General features: G+C 70.9%; 21 protein-coding genes. 10 read left to right on the forward strand and 11 right to left on the reverse strand.

Annotated features, from left to right (window positions below; all coding sequences use genetic code 11):
- The 5 genes from ACBI99_RS28780 (at nucleotide 1) to ACBI99_RS28800 (ending at nucleotide 4780) form a co-directional block, all read left to right on the forward strand.
- Nucleotides 1–621, forward strand: a complete 621-nt coding sequence (locus ACBI99_RS28780) for a hypothetical protein (protein ID WP_375073941.1) — start codon at nucleotides 1–3, stop codon at nucleotides 619–621.
- Nucleotides 618–1712, forward strand: coding sequence for an NlpC/P60 family protein (locus tag ACBI99_RS28785; protein WP_357589902.1), 1095 nt, complete (start codon nucleotides 618–620; stop codon nucleotides 1710–1712). The genes ACBI99_RS28780 and ACBI99_RS28785 overlap by 4 nt, the downstream gene beginning before the upstream one ends.
- Entirely contained in the window at nucleotides 1709–2101 is a 393-nt protein-coding gene (locus tag ACBI99_RS28790) for a (deoxy)nucleoside triphosphate pyrophosphohydrolase (RefSeq protein ID WP_219511469.1), read from the forward strand. Before ACBI99_RS28785 ends, ACBI99_RS28790 begins: the two co-directional genes overlap by 4 nt.
- A 97-nt stretch (nucleotides 2102–2198) precedes the next feature.
- On the forward strand, nucleotides 2199–3482 hold the full coding sequence (locus ACBI99_RS28795) for a hypothetical protein (protein ID WP_375073942.1): 1284 nt from the start codon (nucleotides 2199–2201) through the stop codon (nucleotides 3480–3482).
- Nucleotides 3483–3556: 74 nt separating this feature from the next.
- Complete coding sequence (locus tag ACBI99_RS28800; RefSeq protein WP_375073943.1) at nucleotides 3557–4780, forward strand: hypothetical protein; 1224 nt, start codon at nucleotides 3557–3559, stop codon at nucleotides 4778–4780.
- 33 nt (nucleotides 4781–4813) lie between these two features.
- On the opposite strand, the gene ACBI99_RS28805 is transcribed toward ACBI99_RS28800, so the two are convergent.
- The 7 genes from ACBI99_RS28805 to ACBI99_RS28835 all read right to left on the reverse strand — a co-directional run bounded on the left by ACBI99_RS28805 (nucleotide 4814) and on the right by ACBI99_RS28835 (nucleotide 12130).
- A complete protein-coding gene (locus ACBI99_RS28805; RefSeq protein WP_219511475.1) occupies nucleotides 4814–5569 on the reverse strand; it encodes a succinate dehydrogenase/fumarate reductase iron-sulfur subunit in 756 nt (251 codons plus the stop codon).
- Nucleotides 5566–7452 (reverse strand): fumarate reductase/succinate dehydrogenase flavoprotein subunit, encoded by a 1887-nt coding sequence (locus ACBI99_RS28810; RefSeq protein ID WP_219511476.1) that lies wholly within the window; start codon nucleotides 7450–7452, stop codon nucleotides 5566–5568. Before ACBI99_RS28810 ends, ACBI99_RS28805 begins: the two co-directional genes overlap by 4 nt.
- 14 nt (nucleotides 7453–7466) lie before the next feature.
- The gene (locus tag ACBI99_RS28815) at nucleotides 7467–8255 is read right to left on the reverse strand and encodes a hypothetical protein (RefSeq protein ID WP_219511478.1); all 789 of its coding nucleotides are present in this window, start codon (nucleotides 8253–8255) and stop codon (nucleotides 7467–7469) included.
- Between the two features lie 195 nt (nucleotides 8256–8450).
- Entirely contained in the window at nucleotides 8451–8900 is a 450-nt protein-coding gene (locus ACBI99_RS28820) for a response regulator (RefSeq protein ID WP_357589910.1), read from the reverse strand.
- Nucleotides 8893–10038: an ATP-binding protein gene (locus ACBI99_RS28825; RefSeq protein ID WP_219511482.1), complete on the reverse strand. Its 1146-nt coding sequence runs from the start codon at nucleotides 10036–10038 to the stop codon at nucleotides 8893–8895. Before ACBI99_RS28825 ends, ACBI99_RS28820 begins: the two co-directional genes overlap by 8 nt.
- On the reverse strand, nucleotides 10035–11168 hold the full coding sequence (locus ACBI99_RS28830; RefSeq protein WP_308126069.1) for a fused response regulator/phosphatase: 1134 nt from the start codon (nucleotides 11166–11168) through the stop codon (nucleotides 10035–10037). The genes ACBI99_RS28825 and ACBI99_RS28830 overlap by 4 nt, the downstream gene beginning before the upstream one ends.
- Before the next feature lie 32 nt (nucleotides 11169–11200).
- Nucleotides 11201–12130 (reverse strand): LysR family transcriptional regulator, encoded by a 930-nt coding sequence (locus ACBI99_RS28835; protein ID WP_219511486.1) that lies wholly within the window; start codon nucleotides 12128–12130, stop codon nucleotides 11201–11203.
- Nucleotides 12131–12322: 192 nt separating this feature from the next.
- On the opposite strand from ACBI99_RS28835, the gene ACBI99_RS28840 reads away from it, so the two are divergent.
- From ACBI99_RS28840 to ACBI99_RS28850, 3 genes are read left to right on the forward strand one after another with little or no spacing between them, the layout of a single operon-like run.
- The gene (locus ACBI99_RS28840; protein ID WP_308126070.1) at nucleotides 12323–13021 is read left to right on the forward strand and encodes a succinate dehydrogenase cytochrome b subunit; all 699 of its coding nucleotides are present in this window, start codon (nucleotides 12323–12325) and stop codon (nucleotides 13019–13021) included.
- The gene (locus tag ACBI99_RS28845; RefSeq protein WP_219511490.1) at nucleotides 13018–14943 is read left to right on the forward strand and encodes a fumarate reductase/succinate dehydrogenase flavoprotein subunit; all 1926 of its coding nucleotides are present in this window, start codon (nucleotides 13018–13020) and stop codon (nucleotides 14941–14943) included. Before ACBI99_RS28840 ends, ACBI99_RS28845 begins: the two co-directional genes overlap by 4 nt.
- A complete protein-coding gene (locus ACBI99_RS28850) occupies nucleotides 14940–15680 on the forward strand; it encodes a succinate dehydrogenase/fumarate reductase iron-sulfur subunit (RefSeq protein ID WP_219511491.1) in 741 nt (246 codons plus the stop codon). Before ACBI99_RS28845 ends, ACBI99_RS28850 begins: the two co-directional genes overlap by 4 nt.
- Before the next feature lie 15 nt (nucleotides 15681–15695).
- Here the strand turns inward: ACBI99_RS28850 and ACBI99_RS28855 are convergent, their stop codons facing one another.
- A complete protein-coding gene (locus ACBI99_RS28855; RefSeq protein ID WP_219511493.1) occupies nucleotides 15696–16640 on the reverse strand; it encodes a GlxA family transcriptional regulator in 945 nt (314 codons plus the stop codon).
- Nucleotides 16641–16711: 71 nt separating this feature from the next.
- Here ACBI99_RS28855 and ACBI99_RS28860 point away from each other — a divergent pair, with 71 nt between their 5' ends.
- On the forward strand, nucleotides 16712–17602 hold the full coding sequence (locus tag ACBI99_RS28860; RefSeq protein WP_375073944.1) for an NAD-dependent epimerase: 891 nt from the start codon (nucleotides 16712–16714) through the stop codon (nucleotides 17600–17602).
- Nucleotides 17603–18586: 984 nt separating this feature from the next.
- Here the strand turns inward: ACBI99_RS28860 and ACBI99_RS28865 are convergent.
- Nucleotides 18587–19402, reverse strand: coding sequence for an alpha/beta fold hydrolase (locus tag ACBI99_RS28865; RefSeq protein WP_375073945.1), 816 nt, complete (start codon nucleotides 19400–19402; stop codon nucleotides 18587–18589).
- A 104-nt stretch (nucleotides 19403–19506) separates the two neighbouring features.
- Here ACBI99_RS28865 and ACBI99_RS28870 point away from each other — a divergent pair, with 104 nt between their 5' ends.
- Complete coding sequence (locus tag ACBI99_RS28870; protein WP_219511499.1) at nucleotides 19507–19911, forward strand: hypothetical protein; 405 nt, start codon at nucleotides 19507–19509, stop codon at nucleotides 19909–19911.
- Here ACBI99_RS28870 and ACBI99_RS28875 read toward each other — a convergent pair.
- The gene (locus ACBI99_RS28875) at nucleotides 19880–20572 is read right to left on the reverse strand and encodes a response regulator (RefSeq protein ID WP_375073946.1); all 693 of its coding nucleotides are present in this window, start codon (nucleotides 20570–20572) and stop codon (nucleotides 19880–19882) included. The two genes, ACBI99_RS28870 and ACBI99_RS28875, sit on opposite strands and share 32 nt — an antisense overlap.
- The gene (locus ACBI99_RS28880) at nucleotides 20569–21672 is read right to left on the reverse strand and encodes a histidine kinase (protein ID WP_219511503.1); all 1104 of its coding nucleotides are present in this window, start codon (nucleotides 21670–21672) and stop codon (nucleotides 20569–20571) included. The genes ACBI99_RS28875 and ACBI99_RS28880 overlap by 4 nt, the downstream gene beginning before the upstream one ends.
- Nucleotides 21673–21709: the final 37 nt, after the last annotated feature.

The raw sequence follows: 21709 nt of genomic DNA on the forward strand, positions 1-21709 counted from the left end.
ATGGCTCAGCGGGGCGACAAGCGAGGGATGGCCTTCGCCGTCATCGTCGTGATCATCGCTGCCGTCGGCGCCTACCTGTGGCTGTGGCCCGATCCGGAGCAGCCTGCCGCCGAGCAGGCCGCCTCCGGCCGGACCACGAGCACGCCGGTCATCGCGAGCACGCCGCTGGCCACCGCCAGTGACGCGCCCTTCGACGTCTACTCCTTCCTGCCGATGTCCAAGGAGCAGCTCGCCGCCGCCGCCGACCTGGCCGAACGCTTCACCGCCGAGTACGCGACGTACCGCTTCGACGAGGCGCCGCAGACGTACGCCGACCGGGTGCGCAAGTACACCACCGCCGACTTCGGCAACATCCTGGCCAGGACCCGCACCGCGGCCGGCCCGGTGGAGCAGGACGACCAGACCGTGTCGACGGCGACGGCCGCGCTGAAGGAGATCCGGCAGATCGAGAAGACCAGCATCGTGTTCGTCCTCACCGCGACGCAGCAGCTCACCGGCAAGAGCGGCGCCAAGCAGCAGGCGGCCGACTACGCGGTGACGGTCAGCCAGCTGGGCTCCGATTGGCGGGTGTTCGACCTGAGGCCCGCCGACGAGGGCCAGGACGGGGATTCGCAGGGGTGAACACCTCCCGCCCCCGCGTGATCCTCGCGGTCGTCGTCGCCGGGATGCTGCTGCTCGTCCTGGTCATCGTGTCGCCGATGCTGATGACGTCCATCCCGTCGTTCGTCGGCAGCGGTGGCGCGCCGCCCGACTGCGCCGACGGCACCCAGGTGCAGGAGGCGTCCGACTCGGCCGCCTCCGACATCCCTGCCGAATACCTGGAGCTCTACCGGCAGCACGGCAAGAAGATCGGCGTCCAGTGGAACATCCTGGCCGCCGTCGGCAAGCGCGAGACCGACCACGGCCGCTCCAACCTGCCGGGCGTCAAGAGCGGCACCAACTACGCCGGCGCGGCCGGGCCGATGCAGTTCCTGATCAGCACGTGGGGCGGCAAGGCCCGAATCCCCATGTCGTCGACGTTCAACGGCTACGCCTCCGACGGCGACGGCGACGGCATCGGCGACGTCTACAACCCCGCCGACGCCATTCTCGGCGCGGCCAGGATGCTCAAGCGCAACGGCGCCCCCGAGAACGTCCGTCGCGCCCTGTTCGTCTACAACCGGGCCTGGTGGTACGTGGACCAGGTCGAGGAGATCGCCAGGAAGTACGCCAGGTCCGGCGAGGTCGAGGTGCCGCCCGAGACCGACGACTCCTGTGACGAGCCGCTGGTCGAGGCCGCGCCCAGCGACATCGTGCGCAAGATCCTGGCCTACGCGCTGGACCAGCGCGGCAAGCCGTACCTGTGGGGCGGGACCGGGCCCGACGCGTTCGACTGCTCGGGCATCATCTTCGCCGCCTACCGGTCGGCGGGGCTGTCGATCCCGCGCACCACGTTCGGGCAGTGGCCGTTCGGGGTGAAGATCGAACAGGGCACCGAGCAGCCCGGCGACCTGGTGTTCTTCAACGCCGGGCCGGGCACGTCGGCCAACAACCCCGGGCATGTCGGGATGGTCGTGTCGAAGGGGAAGATGGTGGAGGCACGCTGCCGGCTGTGCGGGCCGATCAAGGTGACGAGCTACGAGTCGCGGGACAAGATCGTCGGGTTCACCCGGCCTCTGCAGAACCCCGCCGTCCTCGACCAGCTCGAGAAGCTGAAGAATGCATCCCTATGACAGTGATCGTGGTGGCCGCGGCGATCGTGGGAGACGGCGGGCAGGTGCTCGCCGCGCAGCGGGGCGCGCCCGCGGCGCTGAGAGGCGGGTGGGAGTTCCCCGGCGGGAAGGTCGACCCGGGGGAGAGCGAGCTCGACGCGCTGGTCCGCGAGTGCCGCGAGGAACTCGGCGTGGAGATCGCCGTCGGCGAACGGGTCGGCGGTGACTGGGCGCTCGGCAAGGAGTACGTGCTGCGCGTCTGGCTCGCCACCGTCGCTGCCGGCACGCCCCGGCCCAAGGAACACCTGGCGCTGCGCTGGCTCGCGCCCGGCGCGTACTACGACGTGCCGTGGCTGGCGGGGGACCTGCCCGTGATGAAAGCCGTGGAGAAACTGCTCCGCGAGGATTGAATGGTCGCTCTCTGTGACATAACGATTACTGGGCGTTATTTGTCACGATGAGGGAGGCGGCGTCATGAATCGGGGCTGGATCGTGGGCGGAGCCCTGATGCTCGCTGCCGCAGTGCCCGCCGTGCCGGCGGCGGCCAACGGGGTGTCCATGGTGCTCGACCAGGTGGGCAACCCCGACGGAGTGCTCAAGTGGATCAGGACCGGCGACGTGCTGCGCTACCAGGTGCGGCTCAAGGGCATGGGGCACGACGCCCGGCTCGCGGTCGCCACGGTCCCGGCCGCCGCCCTCACGACCGTCGCCTGCCCGGCCACTGGCGCTGTAGCGGGAGCTGTCACCGAGCCTGTAGCCGGGGTCGTCCCTGAGGCCGCCGCGAGTCCCGCGCCCGCGCCGGTGGGGGCCGGCGTTCCTCCGGAGGGCGTCCCCGGGCGGGTGGCAGGCGCCCGGGTGACGGCGAACCGGGCGCTCTCGGGGACGGTGGACGCCGGTGCCCGCGTGTGCCTACTGGGGCGGCTCGCCGGCAAGCAGGTCGTGGACGTGACGCTCACCGTTCCGCAGGGGGCCGGCGAGGTCGAGCTGGCCGCCGTGGCGAAGGTGCGCGAGGACGACGGGCTCGGGCACACGACGATCGCCAGGAGTGTGCGTACCGCGGTCTTCGAGGGGCCGGTGCCGCGTGACGTGGTGGGCTTCAGCGGCAACGCCGTACGCCTCACCCAGAAGGCCGCCCCGCCCGCCGCCGTCCCTCCGCGCCCCGGGGGCCACTCGGCACGGCCGTCCCGGCAGGACGCGCTCGCCCAGAGGGACGCGTCCCGCCAGGAACGCCCGCCCGCCCAGGACGCGCCCGCCCTCAATGCCGCACCCTCCGTCGGGGGCGCGCCCGCGCCGGGCGACCCCACCGCACGTGGCCGCACACCGTCCACGGGCAGCGCGCCCGCTCAGCGGGGCGCATCCGCTCAGAAGGGCGCGACCGCCCATGACGCGCCGGCCCTCAGTGCGGCCCCCTCGGTCGGGGGTGCGCCCGCGCCCGGTGGGGCCACCGTGCGGGGGTATGCGCCGTACGTTGCGGACGCGCCCGCGTTGGGTGGGGCCACTGCCGTTGGGGGCGTGCCCGACCGGCAGGGAATGCCCGCCCCGGGAGGAGCGCCTGCTGCTGGGGTGGCGGTGGCACCTGTGCAGACCGGGCAGCCGGTGGAGGCGGTGGAGGCGCCCTTGCCTCGGGAGGTCGGGGGCGGGAGGATGCAGGTACGGGCCGAGGAGGCGGTGAATCCGCTGGCCGGGCCGCGGGGCGTGCCTGCCGTGGCGGTGGGGATCGCGGCGCTGATGGGGGCGCTGTGGCTGATCGCCAGGGTGCAGCGGGCACGCATTCAAAAAAACGTCTGGTAATTCCGTCTTTACTGTGCCTTTTACCCGACTAGTATTCCCTTGACCATGGTTGCGGGACTGCGCGGAGGGCACAGGTGGCACGCACGCGAGCGACGGCCGTGTCCGCGATGGTGCTCGCACTGGGGCTGACCTGCGCGGGCGTCGCCCCGTTCGTGGGGCAGAGCGCTTCGGCGACGGCCTTGACCCCGGTGGAGCCGTGTGACGCGGGCGAGGTGTGCGAGGAGGGTCCGCCGGAGACCACGGTCACCGTCATCACCACGCTGCCGACGCCGACCCCGACGGAGCAGCCGGAGACGACGGTCACCAAGACGGTCACGGCGACGCCGACTCCGAAGAAGACGACCGCCAAGCCGACGCCGACGAAGACCACGCAGGCGCCCGATCCGACGCCGCAGACGAGCTCGGCCCCGCAGCCTCAGCCGCTGCCGACGCAGAGCGTGGAGGTCCCGGCGGCGACGCCTTCCGAGACGGAGTCGGAGGTCGAGATGCCGCAGGTGGCCACCAGCGACCCGCTGCCGTCGGCGACGCTGCCGCAGTCGTCGGAGAGCGAGCCGATCCCGCTGGAGGTGCGTAACGCGGCGCCGGAGTTCGACCAGCGGACGCTGACGCAGCAGCTCAGCATTCCGGCGCTGGTCATGGTGCTGCTGGTGCTGTTCGCGGTGCTGATCTTCGAGGGCCGGTTGCGCCGGATGGCGCACGCCGCGGCGGTGCGCAAGGCGGGGCCGCAGCTGCCGCCGGTGCCGCTGGAGATGGCGGGCTACCCGGCGGGTCCGGGTTATGCGACGGCGGCGTTCCCGGCTCCCGGATATCCGGGCGGCACGGCGTACGCGCCGATCATCAGCTTCGTCCCGGTGCAGACGTATCCGGGGGGCCAGGTCCAGTACGGCGCGGTCTACCAGGACCCGGCCATGTACGGCCAGGCGGCTCCCCAGCACCAGCAGCCGGCGACCGTGCAGGAGCCGGTGGTGCTGCAGCCGGACCAGTTCGACACCGTGGACCAGGAGCCGGCCTACCGGGCGCCGTTCGAGCCGCTGGTCCCGCCGGAGCCGCCGCCTTCGGACATCCCGCCTGGCGGCGCGGGCCCGTACGAGGACACGCCCGAGCGCCCGCTGGGTGCGGCGTCGATGGCCGAGCAGGGCGACGCCGAGCCGTGGCAGGCGTTCGCGGCGGACCGGACGGTCGTCCAGCCGCTGCCGGGCACGCCGGCGGAGGACACGCCGGCAGACGGCGCGACGGTGGAGGAGCCCCGGCCCGAGCAGGGCAAGCGCAAGCGCGGGCTGCGGCGCAAGAGCAAGTGAGAACGGCGGGGCCCGAAGGCCCCGCCGCCGGTGTCACTTGGACGAGCGCTTGAAGATCTTGTTGCCGAGCCAGACCAGCGGGTCGTACTTGCGGTCGACCACGCGCTCCTTCATCGGGATCAGCGCGTTGTCAGTGATCTTGATGTGCTCGGGGCAGACCTCGGTGCAGCACTTGGTGATGTTGCAGTAGCCGAGGCCGTGGTCCTGCTGGGCCGAGTCCTTGCGGTCGGCCACGTCGTACGGGTGCATGTCCAGCTCGGCGATCCGCATGAGGAAGCGGGGGCCGGAGAAGGCCGGCTTGTTCTCCTCGTGGTCGCGGATGACGTGGCAGACGTTGTTGCACATGAAGCACTCGATGCACTTGCGGAACTCCTGGGACCGCTCGACATCGACCTGCTGCATCCGGTACTCGCCGGGCCGCACGCCCTCCGGGGGCGTGAAGGACGGCACCTCCCGGGCCTTCTGGTAGTTGTACGAGACGTCGGTGACCAGGTCCTTGATGACGGGGAAGGTCCGCATCGGGGTCACCGTGATGGTCTCGTCCTCCGCGAAGGTGGACATCCGGGTCATGCAGCCCAGGCGCGGCTTGCCGTTGATCTCCATCGAGCAGGAGCCGCACTTGCCGGCCTTGCAGTTCCAGCGGACCGCGAGGTCGGGGGCCTGGGTGGCCTGGAGCCTGTGGATGATGTCGAGGACGACCTCGCCCTCGTTCACCTCGACGGTGAAGTCTTCGAGCCTGCCTTCGCCTCCCTCACCGCGCCAGACCTTGAACTTCGCCTTGTAGCTCATTTCGAAATCCCGTCGAACTCGGCCATCTCTTCGTCGGTGAGATACTTCTTCAGCTCGTCGCGGTCGAACAGGGTGATCAGGTCGTCGCGCATCGGGGGCTGGACGCGCTCCTCGACCTGGATCGACCGGCCGTCGCCGGTGGAGCAGACGAGCAGCTTGCGGCGCCACTCGGGGTTCATGCCGGGGAAGTCGTCGCGGGTGTGGCCGCCCCGGCTCTCCTCGCGCTTGAGCGCGGCCCGCGCCACGCACTCCGAGACGAGCACCATGTTGCGCAGGTCGAGCGCCAGGTGCCAGCCGGGGTTGTAGACGCGCGACCCGGCCGCGCCGACGAGCTGGGCGCGCTCCTTGAGCTTCTCCACGACCTCCAGCGCCTCGGCGACCTCGTCGGCCTTGCGGATGATGCCGACCAGGTCGTTCATCGTCCGCTGGAGCTCCTGGTGGACCTCGTACGGGTTCTCGCCCGAGCGCTGGAGCGGCGCCTCGGCCTCGGCGCGGGCGGCGTCCACGTCCGCCTGCGCGGGCCGGGGCCGGGCGGCGAGCGTGTCGACGTAGGCCGCCGCGCCCGCGCCGGCCCGCCGGCCGAAGACCAGCAGGTCCGACAGCGAGTTGCCGCCGAGCCGGTTGGAGCCGTGCATGCCGCCGGACACCTCGCCCGCCGCGAACAGACCGGGCACGGAGGCCGCGCCGGAGTCGGCGTCGACCTCGACGCCGCCCATGATGTAGTGGCAGGTCGGGCCCACCTGCATCGGCTCGGCGGTGATGTCGACGTCGGCCAGCTCCTTGAACTGGTGGTGCATCGACGGCAGCCGGCGCTTGATCTCCTCGGCGGGCAGCCGGGTCGACACGTCCAGGTAGACACCGCCCTGGGGGGATCCGCGCCCGGCCTTCACCTCGGCGTTGATGGCCCTGGCGACCTCGTCACGCGGCAGCAGCTCCGGCGGACGGCGGTTGTTGGCCTGGTCGGTGTACCAGCGGTCGCCCTCCTCCTCGGTGGTGGCGTACTTGTCCTTGAACACCTCGGGGATGTACTTGAACATGAAGCGCTCGCCCTCGGAGTTGCGCAGCACGCCGCCGTCGCCGCGCACCGACTCGGTGACGAGGATGCCGCGCACGGAGGGCGGCCAGACCATCCCGGTGGGGTGGAACTGGATGAACTCCATGTTGATCAGCTTGGCTCCGGCCAGCAGGGCCAGCGCGTGGCCGTCGCCGGTGTACTCCCAGGAGTTGGAGGTGACCACGTACGACTTGCCGATGCCGCCGGTGGCGAGCACCACGGCGGGGGCGTCGAACAGGACGTAGTTGCCGCTCTCGCGCCAGTAGCCGAACGCGCCGGCGATCCGGTCGTCCTGCTTGAGCAGGCGGGTGACCGTGCATTCCTGGAAGACCTTGATGTAGGCCTCGTGGTCGCCGTGCGTCTCGAAGTCCTCCTGCTGGAGGGCGACGACGCGCTGCTGCAGGGTCCGGATCATCTCCAGGCCGGTGCGGTCGCCGACGTGGGCGAGCCGGGGGTACTCGTGGCCGCCGAAGTTGCGCTGGCTGATCTTGCCGTCCTTGGTGCGGTCGAACAGCGCGCCCCAAGCCTCCAGCTCCCAGACCCGGTCCGGGGCCTCCTTGGCGTGCAGCTCGGCCATGCGCCAGTTGTTGAGGAACTTGCCGCCGCGCATGGTGTCGCGGAAGTGCACCATCCAGTTGTCGTCGGAGTTGACGTTGCCCATCGCGGCGGCGGCGCCGCCCTCGGCCATGACCGTGTGGGCCTTGCCGAACAGCGACTTGCACACGATCGCGGTGCGCTTGCCCTGCTGGCGGGCCTCGATGGCGGCGCGCAGCCCGGCGCCTCCCGCGCCGATGACGACGACGTCGTATTCGTGACGCTCGATTTCCACTGTGAAACGATTCCTTACGCGAACGGGAAGGCGATGATGCCCTTGGCCACCAGACGGACGTAGAGGTCGGCGCCCATGACGGAGAACATCGAGGCCCAGGCCCACTGCTGGTGCTTGGCGTTGAGCTTGGAGACGAGGGTCCAGGCCTTGTAGCGGAACGGGTGGCGCGAGAAGTGGTTGAGCCGGCCCGCGGTGATGTGCCTGCAGGAGTGGCAGCCCAGCGTGTAGCCGAGGATGAGCACGGCGTTGGCCAGCAGGATGTAGCTGCCGAGGCCGAGCGGCTTGTGGACGAGCGCCAGGATCGCGTCGTAGGTGAGGATCGCGCCGATCAGCAGGGCGAAGTAGAAGAAGTAGCGGTGGATGTTCTGCATGATCAGCGGGAAGCGGGTCTCACCGGTGTACTTGCCGTGCGGCTCCTGCACCGCGCACGCCGCCGGCGACAGCCAGAACGAGCGATAGTACGACTTGCGGTAGTAATAGCAGGTCAGCCGGAACCCGCCCGGCAGACCGAGGATGAGCAGCCCCGGCGGCAGCGCGTACCAGTCGCCGATCGGAGCCCACCCGAACAGCCGGGCGCCGTCGCACACCGCGGAGGTCGTCAGGCAGGGCGAGGCGAAGGGGGCGATATAGGGCTCGACGAAGTTGCTCGTGTCGATGATCGCCCACACCCCGTAGACCAGGAATGAGCTGAGCCCGAGAAACGTCAGCAGCGGGGTGATCCACCATCGGTCGGTGCGCAGGGTGCGCACCTTGACTTGGGCACGCTGCCTTCTCACTGGAGCGTCGGGCGTCGTCTGGGTCATCGCGGACCTCTCCACCTCCCGCGGACCCCGCACGCCTGGGGTCCGGGTCGTCTGTCTGGCGCGCACATGTGGCGGGCGCTGTGCTCCGCTCCGGCGCGCGTTGGTGTGGGATACGTTACGACGCCCGCATACGGATTTGTGAGAAGCATCACTCACTTTTTCCAGGACGACCTGTGATTCCTGTCACGTCCGCCGTCAGGCGCGCAACCCCTGGTTGGGCAACTTCACCACAGTCACAAAAAAGTTATCGATTTGACGGACAACTCTTATGAACTGCTGAAAATCGACCGGTTTTGCGACATACGCATTCGCGTGCATCTTGTAGCTGAGCAGGATGTCCTCCTCGGCCTCCGAGGTCGTCAGGACCACCACCGGGATGGTCCGCAGATCCTCGTCGAGCTTGACCTCCTCCAGCACCTCCAGCCCGCTCTTCCTGGGCAGGTTGAGGTCGAGCAGGATCAGGTCGGGCCGGGGCACGCCGGTGTGCTCGCCCTTCTGGCGCAGGAAGTCCATCGCCTGCTCGCCGTCGTTCACCACGTGCAGGCGGTTGCTCACCTTGTTGAGCTCGAACGCCTCCCGCGTCAGCAGGATGTCACCCTGGTCGTCCTCGACCAGGAGCACCTCGATCGGGCGCCAGTCATTCATCGTCGTCTCCCGCGGCCGGTAGCGTCCATCGGAACGTCGTGCCCGGCCCCTCCGCGTCGCCGTCGAGCCACAGCTGCCCGCCGTGAAACTCGACAATCTTGCGGCAGAGCGCGAGCCCGATGCCCGTACCTGGATACACGTCCCGCGGGTGGAGGCGCTGGAAGATGAGGAAGATCCGGTCGGCGTACTTGGGCTCGACGCCGATGCCGTTGTCGGAGCAGCTGAACTCCCACATGCCGCCCTTGCGGGTGACGCCGATGTGCACGCGGGGCGGTTGCTCGCCGCGGAACTTGACGCCGTTCTCGATGAGGTTCTGGAAGAGCTGCGTGAGCTGGACGCGGTTGCCGACGACCGCGGGCAGCTCGTCGGCGGTGACGGTGGCCTCGACGTCCTCGATCATGCCCGAGAGGTTGACCAGCGCCGCGTCCAGCGCGGGCCGCGTCTCCACCACGGACCGGCCGCTGGTCACCCGGCCGACGCGGGAGAAGTCGAGCAGGTCGTTGATGAGGAGCTGCATGCGCTTGGCGCCGTCGACGGCGTAGTGGATGTACTGCTTGGCCCGCTCGTCGAGCTGGTCGCCGTAGCGCTGTTCGAGCATCTGGGTGAAGCTGGCGACCTTGCGCAGCGGCTCCTGAAGGTCGTGGCTGGCCACGTACGCGAACTGCTCCAGCTCCCCGTTGGAGCGGCGCAGCTCGTCGGCCTGGTCCTGGGCGATGCGCCAGTTCGACAGGATGCGCCGGCGCATCGAGTCGACGTGGCTGGACAGCTCGGCCAGCTCGGCGGGCCTGGCCACGCCGAGGCGGTGGTCGAAGTCGCCGCCCGCGACGGCGCGCACCTGGTCGGTGAGCCGCGCGATGGGCTTGAGCACGGTGAAGCGGACGATGAGCACCAGCGCCAGGACCGAGGCCAGCAGCACCGAGCAGAGCACCACGAGCAGCACGGTCAGCCGGTTCACCTGGGCGGCGATCTCGGGCCGGGGCTCCAGCACGCTCAGCTCGGAGATCATCATCATGATCAGCGTGGCCGAGGTCAGGAACGCGACGCCGGTGAGCGCGCCGGTGATGAGGAACCAGCGGGTGAGCGGGATCCGGCCGACTCCGGTGGCGGGCTTGGCCGGAGGCAGCGGGTTGATGCTCATGAGGCGCTCCTGCGGACGAGCACCGCGGCGAGGTCGTCGCTGAGGGTGCCCACGTGTCGGATGAGCCGGTCGAGGTCGATGACGCCGTGCTGCTTGACCAGGCTGACCAGGCCGTCGACGCCGAGCTCGCCGCCGTGCCCGGCGGCGGCCTCGATGAGCCCGTCGGTGTAGAGCATCATCGACCACCGCTCGCCGAGCGGCACGTCGATGACCGCCCACTCGCGGTCGGGGAAGATGCCCAGCGGCGGGCCGGACGGGGTGCCCTCGACGATCTCGACGACGCCGTCGCGCAGGAGCACGGGCGGCGGGTGCCCGGCGACCCGCATCGCGGCGTGGCTCAGGTCCGGGCTGATCCTGGCCGTGCAGAGGGTGGTGAAGATCTCCGGCGCCTTGCGCTCGGCGCGCAGCAGCGTGTCCATGGTCCGCAGCAGCGGGTCGCCGTCCATCCCGGCGAGCACGAGCGTGCGCCAGGCGATGCGCAGCGAGACGCCGAGCGCCGCCTCGTCGGGGCCGTGCCCGCACACGTCGCCGATGACGACGTGGACCGCGCCGTCGGGGGTCTGCACGGTGTCGAGGAAGTCGCCGGCCAGCCGCTGGCCCTGCGAGCCCGGCAGGTAGCGGGTGACGTGCTCCAGGTCGTGGGTGCGCAGCAGCGGGGTGGGCAGCAGGCCGTTCTCCAGCCGGGCGTTCTCCTCGGCGGTCAGCTCGGCCTTCGTCAGCGCGATGTGGGCCAGGTCGGCGCGCTTGCGTTCCATCGCGTAGCGGACGGCCCTGGCCAGCAGGCGGGCGTCGATGTCCTGCTTGACCAGGTAGTCCTGGGCGCCCGCCTGGACCGCCGCCACGCCGACGTGCGCGTCGCGCAGCCCGGTCAGCACCAGGACGGCCGCGTGCGGGGCCATCGCCAGCACGTGCTCCAGCGCCTCCAGGCCGGTGGCGTCGGGCAGCGACAGGTCGACCAGCACGCACTGGATGTGGGGGGTGAGCTTGGCCCTGGTCTCCGCCAGGTTGCGGGCCCAGGTGATCCGGGGCGGCGCCGCGGCCTGCTTCAGCAGCTCCTCCACGAGGAACGCGTCTCCGTCGTCGTCCTCGATGAGCAGGAGCGTCAGCGTTTCGGATAGGGATGCCGTCACAAACGCCTCTTCGCTGGAGATAGGCCGTCCGCTCATTCTGCGATGAGCTCGACCCCTTGGGGAAGCGTACCCTCCTGACCAGCTTCGACGACGAATGTGAGCAATGTCGTCCGGAACGCCTGGGCCGCCCGCGTCGGCTCCACGTCGCGCCGGTGCGCCAGCGCTATCGTCCGGCTCAGCCCCGGCGGGGCCAGCGGCGTCCCGGCGAGCCCCGGCCGGCCGTCGAGCACCATCGACGGCACCACCGCCACGCCCAGCCCGGCCTCCACGAACCGCAGCACCGCGTCCATCTCGCCGCCCTGCACCGCGAACCTCGGCTCGAACCCCGCCTGCCGGCACGCCGTCAGCGTCGCCTCCCGCAGGTCGTAGCCGCGCCGGAACATCACCATCGGCCGGCCGCGCAGGTCCTCGATCCGCATGTACGGTTTGCGCAACCGCTCATGGGAGGGCGCCACGACCACCAGGTTCTCGCGCAGGATCTCCTCGGTCAGCAGCGCCGGGTCGTCATGCTGCAACGGCATGATGATCAGCGACAGGTCGAGCTGCCCCCGCGCCAGCGCCCGCACCAGGTCGCGCGAGCCGCCCTCCTCCACCAGCAGCTCGATGCCCGGGTAGGCGTGGTTGAAGCGGGCCAGCACGTCGGCCATCAGCCCCGCGCACAGCGACGGCGTCGCCCCCAGCCGCACCCGGCCGCTGCGCAGCCCCGCCAGCTCGGCGACCTCCCGCCGGGCCGTCTCGGCGTCCTCCAGCATCCGGCGCGCCAGCGGCAGCAGCGCCTCGCCAGCGGCGGTCAGCGTGACGTTGCCGCGCGCACGGGAGAACAGCGGGGCCCCGAGCTCGGTCTCCAGTGCCTTGATCTGCTTGCTGAGCGACGGCTGGGCGACCCGCATCCGCTCGGCCGCATGGGTGAAGTGCCTGGTCTCGGCCACCGCTACGAAGTACGCCAACTGCTGCAACTGCATGTGATTTTCCTCGCACCGGCGGACTCGCTGGCTTTTATGCCGGCCATACAAACCAGACATCATAGCCTTTGGCTATGGAAACCAGGCCCGCGATGACTTGGACGGATCATCGCTGGTTACCTAGCTTCAGAAGATGTGACAGCCACGATAGAGCGCGGCGCCGCCACCGCGCCCGTTACCTCCCCAGCACCCGTGAAGAAGCCAACGCGCAAGCGGCCCCGCGGGTTCCTCAGCTCGTCCAACGGCAAGAAAGCCGTCATGGCCGTCACCGGCGCCGTGATGGTGCTCTTCCTGATCGGCCACATGCTGGGCAACCTCAAGATCTTCATCAGCAAGGACTCCTTCAACGAGTACGCGCACGCCCTGCGCACGCTGCTGGAGCCGCTGCTGCCCTACCGGACGCTGCTGACGATCGTGGAGATCGCGCTCGTCCTGTCGGTCGTGCTGCACATGTGGGCCGCGATCTCGCTGTCGCGCCGGGCCCGCTCGGCCCGCCCGGTCAAGTACGTCGCCAAGAAGTCGCAGGCCACCGGCTACGCCACGCACATCATGCGGTTCGGCGGCCTGACGATCGCGCTGTTCGTCGTCTGGCACCTGCTCGACCTCACCTTCGGCGTCGTCAACCCCAAGGGCTTCGACTCCACCCCGGCCGACCGCATGATCGCCGGATTCGACCCGTCCCGCTGGTGGGTCACGCTCATCTACCTCGTGGCCGTCGTCATGGTCGGCCTGCACCTGCGCCACGGCGTGTGGAGCGCCTTCCAGACGCTCGGCTGGGCCAACCGTGACCGCAACAAGGCGCTGCGCCTGAGCGCCGGCCTGCTGTCGGCCGTCCTGGTCGTCGGCTTCCTCGCCCCGCCGCTCGCCATCATGTTCGGAGTCGTGCAATGAAGTACACCGAGGGCCCGGAGATCCGGGACACCAAGGCGCCCGAGGGGCCCATCGAGGAGCGCTGGGAGAAGCGTAAGTTCAGCGCCAGGCTGGTCAACCCGGCCAACAAGCGCAAGCTCAACGTCATCGTGGTCGGCACCGGCCTGGCGGGCGGGTCCGCCGCCGCCACGCTCGGCGAGCTCGGCTACAACGTCAAGTCGTTCTGCTACCAGGACACGCCCCGGCGCGCCCACTCCATCGCGGCGCAGGGCGGCATCAACGCCGCCAAGAACTACCGGGGCGACGGCGACTCGATCTACCGGCTGTTCTACGACACCGTCAAGGGCGGCGACTTCCGCGCCCGCGAGTCGAACGTCTACCGCCTGGCCCAGGTCTCGGTGAACATCATCGACCAGGCCGTGGCCCAGGGCGTGCCGTTCGCCCGCGAGTACGGCGGCCTGCTCGACACCCGCTCGTTCGGCGGCGCGCAGGTGTCGCGTACGTTCTACGCGCGCGGCCAGACGGGCCAGCAGCTCCTGCTCGGCGCCTACCAGGCGCTGGAGCGGCAGATCGCCGCCGGCACCGTCGAGATGTTCACCCGGCACGAGATGCTCGACCTGATCGTCGCCGACGGCCGGGCGCGCGGCATCATCGTGCGCGACATGGTCACCGGCGAGATCGAGCGCCACACCGCCGACGCCGTCGTGCTCGCCACCGGCGGCTACGGCAACGTGTTCTTCCTGTCCACGAACGCCAAGGGCTGCAACACCACCGCCATCTGGCGGGCCCACGAGCGCGGCGCGTACTTCGCCAACCCCTGCTACACGCAGATCCACCCGACCTGCATCCCGGTCTCCGGCGAGTACCAGTCCAAGCTGACGCTCATGTCGGAGTCGCTGCGCAACGACGGCCGCGTCTGGGTGCCGCTGCGCAAGGACGACAAGCGCGCCCCCGGCGACATCCCCGAGGACGAGCGCGACTACTACCTGGAGCGGATCTACCCCGCTTTCGGCAACCTCGTCCCGCGTGACATCGCCTCCCGCGCCGCCAAGAACGTCTGCGACGAGGGCCGCGGCGTCGGCCCCGGCGGCCTCGGCGTCTACCTCGACTTCCGCGACGCGATCAACCGGCTCGGCCGCGACGCCGTCGAGAAGAAGTACGGCAACCTCTTCGAGATGTACGAGCGCATCACCGGCGAGAACCCGTACGACGTGCCGATGCGCATCTATCCGGCCGTCCACTACACGATGGGCGGGCTCTGGGTCGACTACGACCTGCAGTCGACGATTCCCGGCCTGTTCGTGATCGGCGAGGCGAACTTCTCCGACCACGGCGCCAACCGCCTCGGCGCGTCCGCGCTGATGCAGGGCCTGGCCGACGGCTACTTCGTGCTGCCGACCACGCTCGGCGACTACCTGGCGGACGGCCCGTTCGGCGAGGTCGACGAGGCGGCGGTCGCCGAGGCCGAGCTGAAGGTCCGCGACAGGATCGAGCGCCTGCTCGCCGTCAACGGCACCCGCACCCCCGACTCCTTCCACCGCGAGCTCGGCAGGCTCATGTGGGACTACTGCGGCATGGAGCGCACCGAGGAGTCGCTGCGCAAGGCCCTGGAGCGCATCCCCGAGCTGCGCAAGGAGTTCTGGGAGAACGTCAAGGTCTCCGGCACCGCCGAGGAGCTCAACCAGGTGCTGGAGAAGGCCGGCCGGGTGGCCGACTTCTTCGACCTGGCCGAGCTCATGTGCCTGGACGCGCTGGTGCGCACCGAGTCGTGCGGCGGCCACTTCCGCGCCGAGTCGCAGGACGCCGACGGCGAGGCCCTGCGTGACGACGAGGCCTTCGCGCACGTGTCGGCCTGGGAGCACTCGCCCGACGGCGAGCCGGTGCTGCACAAGGAACCGCTCGTGTACGAGTACGTCAAGATGACCCAGCGGAGTTACAAGTGAACCTGACCCTTCGCGTCTGGCGGCAGAGCGGCCCTTCCGACGCCGGCCGGATGGTGACATATCGGGTTGAGGAAGTCTCGCCGGACATGTCGTTCCTGGAGATGCTGGACGTCCTCAACGAGCGCCTCATCCTCGAAGGCGACGACCCGATCGCCTTCGACCACGACTGCCGCGAGGGCATCTGCGGCATGTGCGGCATGGTGATCAACGGCGTCGCCCACGGCGAGCAGCGCGCCACCACGACCTGCCAGCTGCACATGCGCCACTTCGAGGACAACGCCACCATCACCATCGAGCCGTGGCGCGCCGCGCCCTTCCCGGTGGTGAAGGACCTCGTCGTCGACCGCAGCGCCTTCGACCGCATCATCCAGGCGGGCGGCTTCGTCTCCGTCCCGGCCGGCTCCGCCCCCGACGCGCACAGCGTCCCGGTGCGCAAGGAGGACGCCGACGCCGCCTTCGACGCCGCCACCTGCATCGGCTGCGGCGCCTGCGTCGCCGCCTGCCCCAACGGGTCGGCGTCGCTGTTCACCGCGGCGAAGATCACCCACCTGAGCCTGCTGCCGCAGGGCCAGCCCGAGCGCCTGTCCCGCGCCAAGGCCATGGTGGACCAGATGGACGCCGAAGGCTTCGGCGGCTGCACCAACACCGGCGAGTGCACCGCGGTCTGCCCCAAGGGCATCCCGCTCGACACGATCGCCCAGATGAACACGGACTACCTGAAGGCGAACGCCAAGTAGCCGCCGCTTCCCGGCCTATCGTGCGTGCGTGAAGCTCGCGCGGTAGGCCGTCGGCGTGAGCCCCACCCGGTCGACCAGGTGCTTGCGGAGGGAGTCGGCGCTGCCCAGCCCGCTCTTCTCCGCCACCTGGTCCATCGGCAGCTCCGTCGTCTCCAGCAACTCCCTGGCCCGGTCGACCCGGCGGTGCAACAGCCACTGGAGCGGGCTCAACCCGGTCTCCGCGTGAAAACGCCTGGTCAGCGTACGGACGCTGGTGCTCGCGTGCGCCGCCAGGTCGGCCAGCGTCAACGGCCGGTCCAGCCGCGCCAGCGCCCACGCCCGCGTCGGCGCCAGCGACGTGCCCCGCTCGGGAGGCAACGGCGTCTCGATGAACTGCGCCTGACCGCCCGGCCGCACCGGCGACACCACCGCCGCCCGCGCCGCCACGTTCGCCACCGCCGCCCCGAAGTCCAGCCTCACCAGGTGCAGGCACAGATCGATGGCGGCCGCCGCGCCCGCCGACGTGAAGATGCCGCCGTCCTCGACGAACAGCAGATCGGGCTGCACCTCCACCGACGGGAACCGGGCCGCCAGATCCCCGGCCAGCCCCCAGTGCGTGGTGGCCCGCCGCCCGTCCAGCAGCCCCGCCTGGGCCAGCACGAACGCGCCCGTACACAGGGACGCGATGCGCGCGCCCGCCCGCTCCGCCTTCCGCAGCGCCGCAAGCACCTCCGGCGGAGCCGGCTCACCGCCGCTGCCCACAGTGATCACCGTGTCGACGCCCGCCACCGCCTCCAGACCGTCCGTCACCACGATGTCCGGCCCCCCGACGGTCGGCACCGCCCCCGGCCGCGCCGTACAGATCCGCACGTCATAGTTCGGAACGCTGTTGAACACCATCAACGGGATCGACACATCGAAACTCAGCACCGGGGTCACGACCACGACGGCAATCCGGTGCCTGTCCTGAATTTCCGTCATGGCCAGATCCTCCGGATAGTTGGCATTCCGGCCACTAGGCTACGCCGCCGCCACCCGGCAGCGTGGTCGCCATGACCTTTCACGTGATCGTGGGCCGCGGCGCCGCCGCCTCGAAGACCGCGCAACTGCTCGCCGAGGACGGCGAACGCGTACGCATGATCAGCCGCGCCGGAGGCGGCCCCGAACATCCCCTCGTCGAGCGCATCGCCGCCGACGCCACCGACACCGACCGGCTCACCGAACTGGCCACCGGCGCCCGCACCCTCTTCACCACCGCCGCACCGCCCTACCACGCCTGGCCCGCCCAGTTCCCCGTCCTCGCCGCCTCCCTGCTCACCGCCGTCCGCCGCGCCGGCGTCCCGTACGTGATGCTCGGCAACCTCTACGGCTACGGCCCGGTGGACGGCCCCATCCGGCCCGACTTCCCCCTGACGGCGACCGGGCCCAAGGGGCGCACCAGGGCGCGCATCTGGGAGGAAGCCGTCGCCTCGGGCGCCAAGGTGACCGAGGTGCGCGCCGCCCAGTTCTACGGCGCCGGCGCCTACTCCGTGTTCAGCCTCATGGTGCAGCGGCCCGTCCTCGAAGGCAGACTCGCCCTCGTCCCCCAGGAACTCGACGTCCCGCACAGCTACTCCGCCATCACCGACACCGCCCGCACGCTCATCGCCGCCGGACGCGACGAACACGCATACGGCCGCGCCTGGCACGTCCCCACCGCGACCCTGTCCGTCCGCGACCTCGCCGGCCGCCTCGCCCATCTCGCCGGCGCCCCGACCCCCCGCCTGGAGCAGCTGACCGAGCGGGACCTCACCCTGCTGGCGCTCACCGACCCCTTCTGGGCCGAACTGCACGAAGTCCTCGCAAAGCCCGGCGCCCCCTTCGTCATCGACCACACCGAAACGGAGAAGATCCTCGGCATCACCGCCACCCCTGTCGACACCGTCCTGAGCGACCTGCTCTAAGCCTCATCGAATGCCCCGCCCCCAACCGCGCCCCACCGGTCGGTGCCCCACCGGGTCGCGCGCTGCCGGGTCGCGCGCGGTCGGTCCGTGCGTCGCCGTGCCGCGCACCACCGGGCCGCGCATCTTCCGGCCGCAGGCAGTCAGTCCGCACGTCGCCAGGCCAGCACCGTCGGGCACGCATGATCCGGTCGCGCACCGCCAGACCCCGCATCGTCTGGCCGCAGGCCCGTCAGACCGGCACCGTGGGGGCACGGACCGGTCGCGCACCACCCGCTTGAGCGCCGTCCGTGGGCGCACCCTCTGGCGGGCCACCGCTTGGCCACCGTGCCCTGTCCGCCCGTGCCCTGTCCGCCCGTGCCCTGTCCGCCCGTGCCCTGTCCGCCCGTGCCGTCCGTCCGCTCGGCGTCCGCTCGTGCCCCGTCCGTCCGTCCGCTCGCCGTCCGTCCACCCGGCCTCCGCTCGGGCGGCTGTCCGCCCGACGGCCGTCCGTCCGCCGTCCGTCCGCCGTCCGTCAGATCGCCCCCACCGTTAGACCTCCCACCGTCAGGGCGCGCGCCGTCCCTCCGCCGTTCACCCGCTCCGCCGGGCCGCCATCCGCTGCCAGCTCACCTCAGGTCGGGCGCGGTCAGGTCGGGCGCGGTCAGGCGCGGTCAAGTCGGGCGGGGGGCAGGTTGGCCGAGGGCAGGTCGGTCGGGGGCGGGTCGGGCGGAGGCAGGTCGGGTGGAGGCGCGGACGCGGTCAGGGCGGACGCGGTGAGCCCCACCGTCTGGGTGCGGTCGTTCGGCTGGCGGGCTGGCGGGCTGCCATGGTGGCGGGGTGGCCGGGGGGTGCGGTGTGTCCTGTGGGTAGGACGGGGCGCCCCGCTCGCCCGATCGTCTTGGGCACTGGGCAACCCGCCAGCCCGGACGCCGCTGGGGTGGCCCGCGCCTCCCTCATGCGTTGGGCGGCGGGAGGCGGTGGGTGTCTGCGCCGGTCCGTGGGGTTTCACGTGAGGAAGTCCGACAGGACGGGGGCGAGCTTGTGCGGGGCCATCATGACGGCTCCGTGGTTGAGGCCGGCGAGTGTGCGGTGCTCGGCGTGCGGCAGCACCTCCACCAGTGCCCGGGCCGCGTCGTGGAACCCGGCGGGGCTCTTGCTCCCGGTCAGCACCAGCGTGGGCGCGACGGCTCCCGCCCATGCGGCCGCATCCAGAGGCCGCCCCTGCTGAGTGTCGCCCATCACCGCGATGTCGTACGGCAGCGTGGGCGCGAGCCTCTTGAGCGTGGACCACACGCCCGGCATCAGCCGCATCATGGCGACCATGAACGACGGCATCCCCTGCGCCCGCGTCATGAAGTGCTTGACGGCACCCCCGGGCCGGTCGGCGGCCAGCAGGGCGTCGATCTCCTGGGCGAACCCGGCCGGTGGCGCGAACCCGTCGCCCGTCACCGCGAACGGCGGCTCGTACAGGGCCAGGCGGTCGACGTTGAGGCCCGCGGCGGCGGCACGCAGGGCGAGCACCGCACCGGACGAGCTGCCGAACAGCGACGCCGAGCCGCCCGCATGGTGGATGAGTGCGGCCACGTCCTCGATCTCGCGCTCCACGGTGTAGGCGGACCCGTCGCCGCTCGCGCCCCGCCCCCGCCGGTCGTAGTTGATCACGGTGAAGCGCGGTGCGAGCAGGCGGGCGAGCTTGGCCGCGTCCTTGCGGTCGGCCAGCGCAGAGGCGACCAGGATGACGGCGGGACCGGCGCCGAGCTGCTCGAAGGCGATCGGGGTGCCGTCGCGGGAGATCACGGTCGTGGTCGTGGTGGTGCGCATGGGGTGTTGCTCCGTTTCTGTCACGTTCTCGACCGTGTGACGGGTGCCGGGGCAAAAAGGAATCGGTCCTCCTGGTAAGGGCGTGAGTGGGTACGTTCGAGCGCGTGACCCTCCAAGGCAGGCCGCCCGCGCCGGTCATCGCCGCGGCGGTGATGTTCGAGCTGGGCGTGTTGGTCGTGCTCGTCTCGGCGGTGGTCGGGATCTTCCAAGGTTTCTGGCCGCTCGTCCTGCTCGCCGCGATGGCCGCCTTCGCCGGTGTTTCGGCGGCGCAAGGGCTGTGGCGCGGCTGGCGGGGCTCACGGATCTTCCTGATGCTGGTGGGCGGGTTGCTGGTGCCGGCGGGGCTGTCCGTGCATGAGTCGTCGTCGGGGCCGTACGTACCGGGATATGGGCTTTTCGGTCTCTTCGTCGCTGCCTATGGGGTGGTGATGGCCGTGCTGCTTGTCGTGCCGGGATCGTCGCGGGCCTGGTTCGCCGTCAGACCAGCCCCGCCTCGTACGCCGCGATGACCAGGTGGATGCGGCTGCGCGCGTCCAGCTTGGTGAGCAGATGACTGACATGCGTCTTCACCGTGCTGAGGCTGAGGTAGAGCTGTCCGGCGATCTCGGTGTTGGACAGCCCCTTCGCGACCAGGACGAGCACCTCGCGCTCCCGCTCGGTGATGGCCAGCGGCGGAGGCGGCGCCGGACGCCGGATCCGCTCGGCGGCACGCGACACCAGGCTCCGGCTCCGCTCCACGGCGGGCGGCGCGGAGCTCACGAACTGCTGGATCAACCGCCGGGTGGCGGTCGGCGCCAGCAGCGACTCGCCTGACGCGATCACCTCGATGGCCTTGAGCAACTCGGCCGCCGGGGTGTGCTTGAGCATGAAGCCCGCGGCTCCGGCTCGCAGCGCCCCGTAGACGTACTCGTCCAGGTCGAACGTGGTCACGATGAGCACGCGGGTCTCCGGGCGGGCGGCGCAGATGAGGCGGGTGGCCTCGATCCCGTCCATCACCGGCATGCGTACGTCCATCAGGACCAGATCGGGACGGTCCCGCTCGGCGAGCCGCACCGCCTCCGCACCCGTCGCGGCCTCACCGATCGCCACACATCCGGGCGCACTGTCGACCAGCAGGCGGAAGCTGCCCCTGATCTGCGGTTGGTCGTCGGCCACCAGCACTCGTGTCACTGAGGCAACCTCGCCATCACCCGGAATCCGCCCGGCGCGTGGGCGCCCGCCGCGAACTCGCCGCCGAAGACGCGCACCCGCTCGCGCAACCCCGTCAGCCCGTGCCCGTAAGGCCGCACCGGCCCGTGGCGGCCGTCGTCGACGACCTCCACGACCAGCCCGCCCTCCTGCCGCTGGATCCGGACGTCGACGTGCTGGGCGTCGGCATGCCTGACCACGTTGGTCAGTGCCTCCTGCACGATCCGGTAGACCGTCAGCTCCATTTCTCCGTTCACCTTGCCGTCGATCGCCAAGTCCACTTCCAGCCCGGTCGCCTCGGCCCGCCTCACCAGCACGCCGAGATCGGCCAGGCCGGGAACGGGGGCGAGCTCCGCCCCGTCGTCGTCGCGCAGCACGCCGAGCAGCCTTCCGGTCTCGCGCAGCGCGGACCGGCTGGTCTCCTCGATCGAATGCAGCGCCCGGCTCATCTCGCCCTCGATGCCCACGTGGCCCGCCACGCCCGCCTGGACGGCGATCGTGCTGAGGCTGTGGCCGACGACGTCGTGTAACTCCCTGGCGATGCGCAGCCGCTCCTCCGCGGCTTGGGCCCGGGCGCGCTGCTCGGCGTGCTGGGTCAGCCGCTCGGTGTAGACCCGGCGCTGACGCACGGTCGTGCCGACGGCCCAGGAGGCGACCAGGATCGCCGCCACCAGGGCTAGTTGCTCCAGCACCGTGTCGGTCACCGGCAGCTCGGCCACGCCCTGCCAGCCCACGGCGACGGCCGCCACGAGGGGGACCGCGGCCCGGTGGCGTGCCGCCACCGTGTAAAGGGCGAGGGGCAGGCACAGCAGGTCGGCGTGCGGGAGCAGGAACTCTCGCATGCCGAGCCCCGCCGCCAGCACCACCAGGAACACCGCCCGCGGCCAGAGCCGCCGGACCGCGATCGGCAAGGTCGTCGCCAGAGCCGCCGCATAGTCGAACGCGTCGGGCGCCACGCTGCCGCGTGACGAGGCGAGCCCCACGAAGGCGGCCGCGAAGAACACGGCGACGCCTGCGTCGAGGCACAGCCAGGCCCGCTCGGGGACCCGGCTCAACAGCGGGGGACGGAGGTCTTCGCGCACGGAACGAAGGTAACCGGGGCGGTCGGGGCCGAACATC

Source organism: Nonomuraea sp. ATR24, from assembly GCF_041950485.1.
Taxonomy (GTDB): Bacteria; Actinomycetota; Actinomycetes; order Streptosporangiales; family Streptosporangiaceae; genus Nonomuraea; species Nonomuraea ceibae.

Bases quoted from the DNA above. Each gene is read 5' to 3' on its own strand.
- ACBI99_RS28780 (WP_375073941.1), top strand. From the start codon at position 1: ATGGCTCAGCGGGGCGACAAGCGAGGGATGGCCTTCGCCGTCATCGTC.
- ACBI99_RS28790 (WP_219511469.1), top strand. From the start codon at position 1,709: ATGACAGTGATCGTGGTGGCCGCGGCGATCGTGGGAGACGGCGGGCAG.
- ACBI99_RS28795 (WP_375073942.1), top strand. From the start codon at position 2,199: ATGCTCGCTGCCGCAGTGCCCGCCGTGCCGGCGGCGGCCAACGGGGTG.
- ACBI99_RS28805 (WP_219511475.1), bottom strand. From the start codon at position 5,569: ATGAGCTACAAGGCGAAGTTCAAGGTCTGGCGCGGTGAGGGAGGCGAA.
- ACBI99_RS28815 (WP_219511478.1), bottom strand. From the start codon at position 8,255: ATGACCCAGACGACGCCCGACGCTCCAGTGAGAAGGCAGCGTGCCCAA.
- ACBI99_RS28820 (WP_357589910.1), bottom strand. From the start codon at position 8,900: ATGAATGACTGGCGCCCGATCGAGGTGCTCCTGGTCGAGGACGACCAG.
- ACBI99_RS28825 (WP_219511482.1), bottom strand. From the start codon at position 10,038: ATGAGCATCAACCCGCTGCCTCCGGCCAAGCCCGCCACCGGAGTCGGC.
- ACBI99_RS28835 (WP_219511486.1), bottom strand. From the start codon at position 12,130: ATGCAGTTGCAGCAGTTGGCGTACTTCGTAGCGGTGGCCGAGACCAGG.
- ACBI99_RS28845 (WP_219511490.1), top strand. From the start codon at position 13,018: ATGAAGTACACCGAGGGCCCGGAGATCCGGGACACCAAGGCGCCCGAG.
- ACBI99_RS28855 (WP_219511493.1), bottom strand. From the start codon at position 16,640: ATGACGGAAATTCAGGACAGGCACCGGATTGCCGTCGTGGTCGTGACC.
- ACBI99_RS28860 (WP_375073944.1), top strand. From the start codon at position 16,712: ATGACCTTTCACGTGATCGTGGGCCGCGGCGCCGCCGCCTCGAAGACC.
- ACBI99_RS28865 (WP_375073945.1), bottom strand. From the start codon at position 19,402: ATGCGCACCACCACGACCACGACCGTGATCTCCCGCGACGGCACCCCG.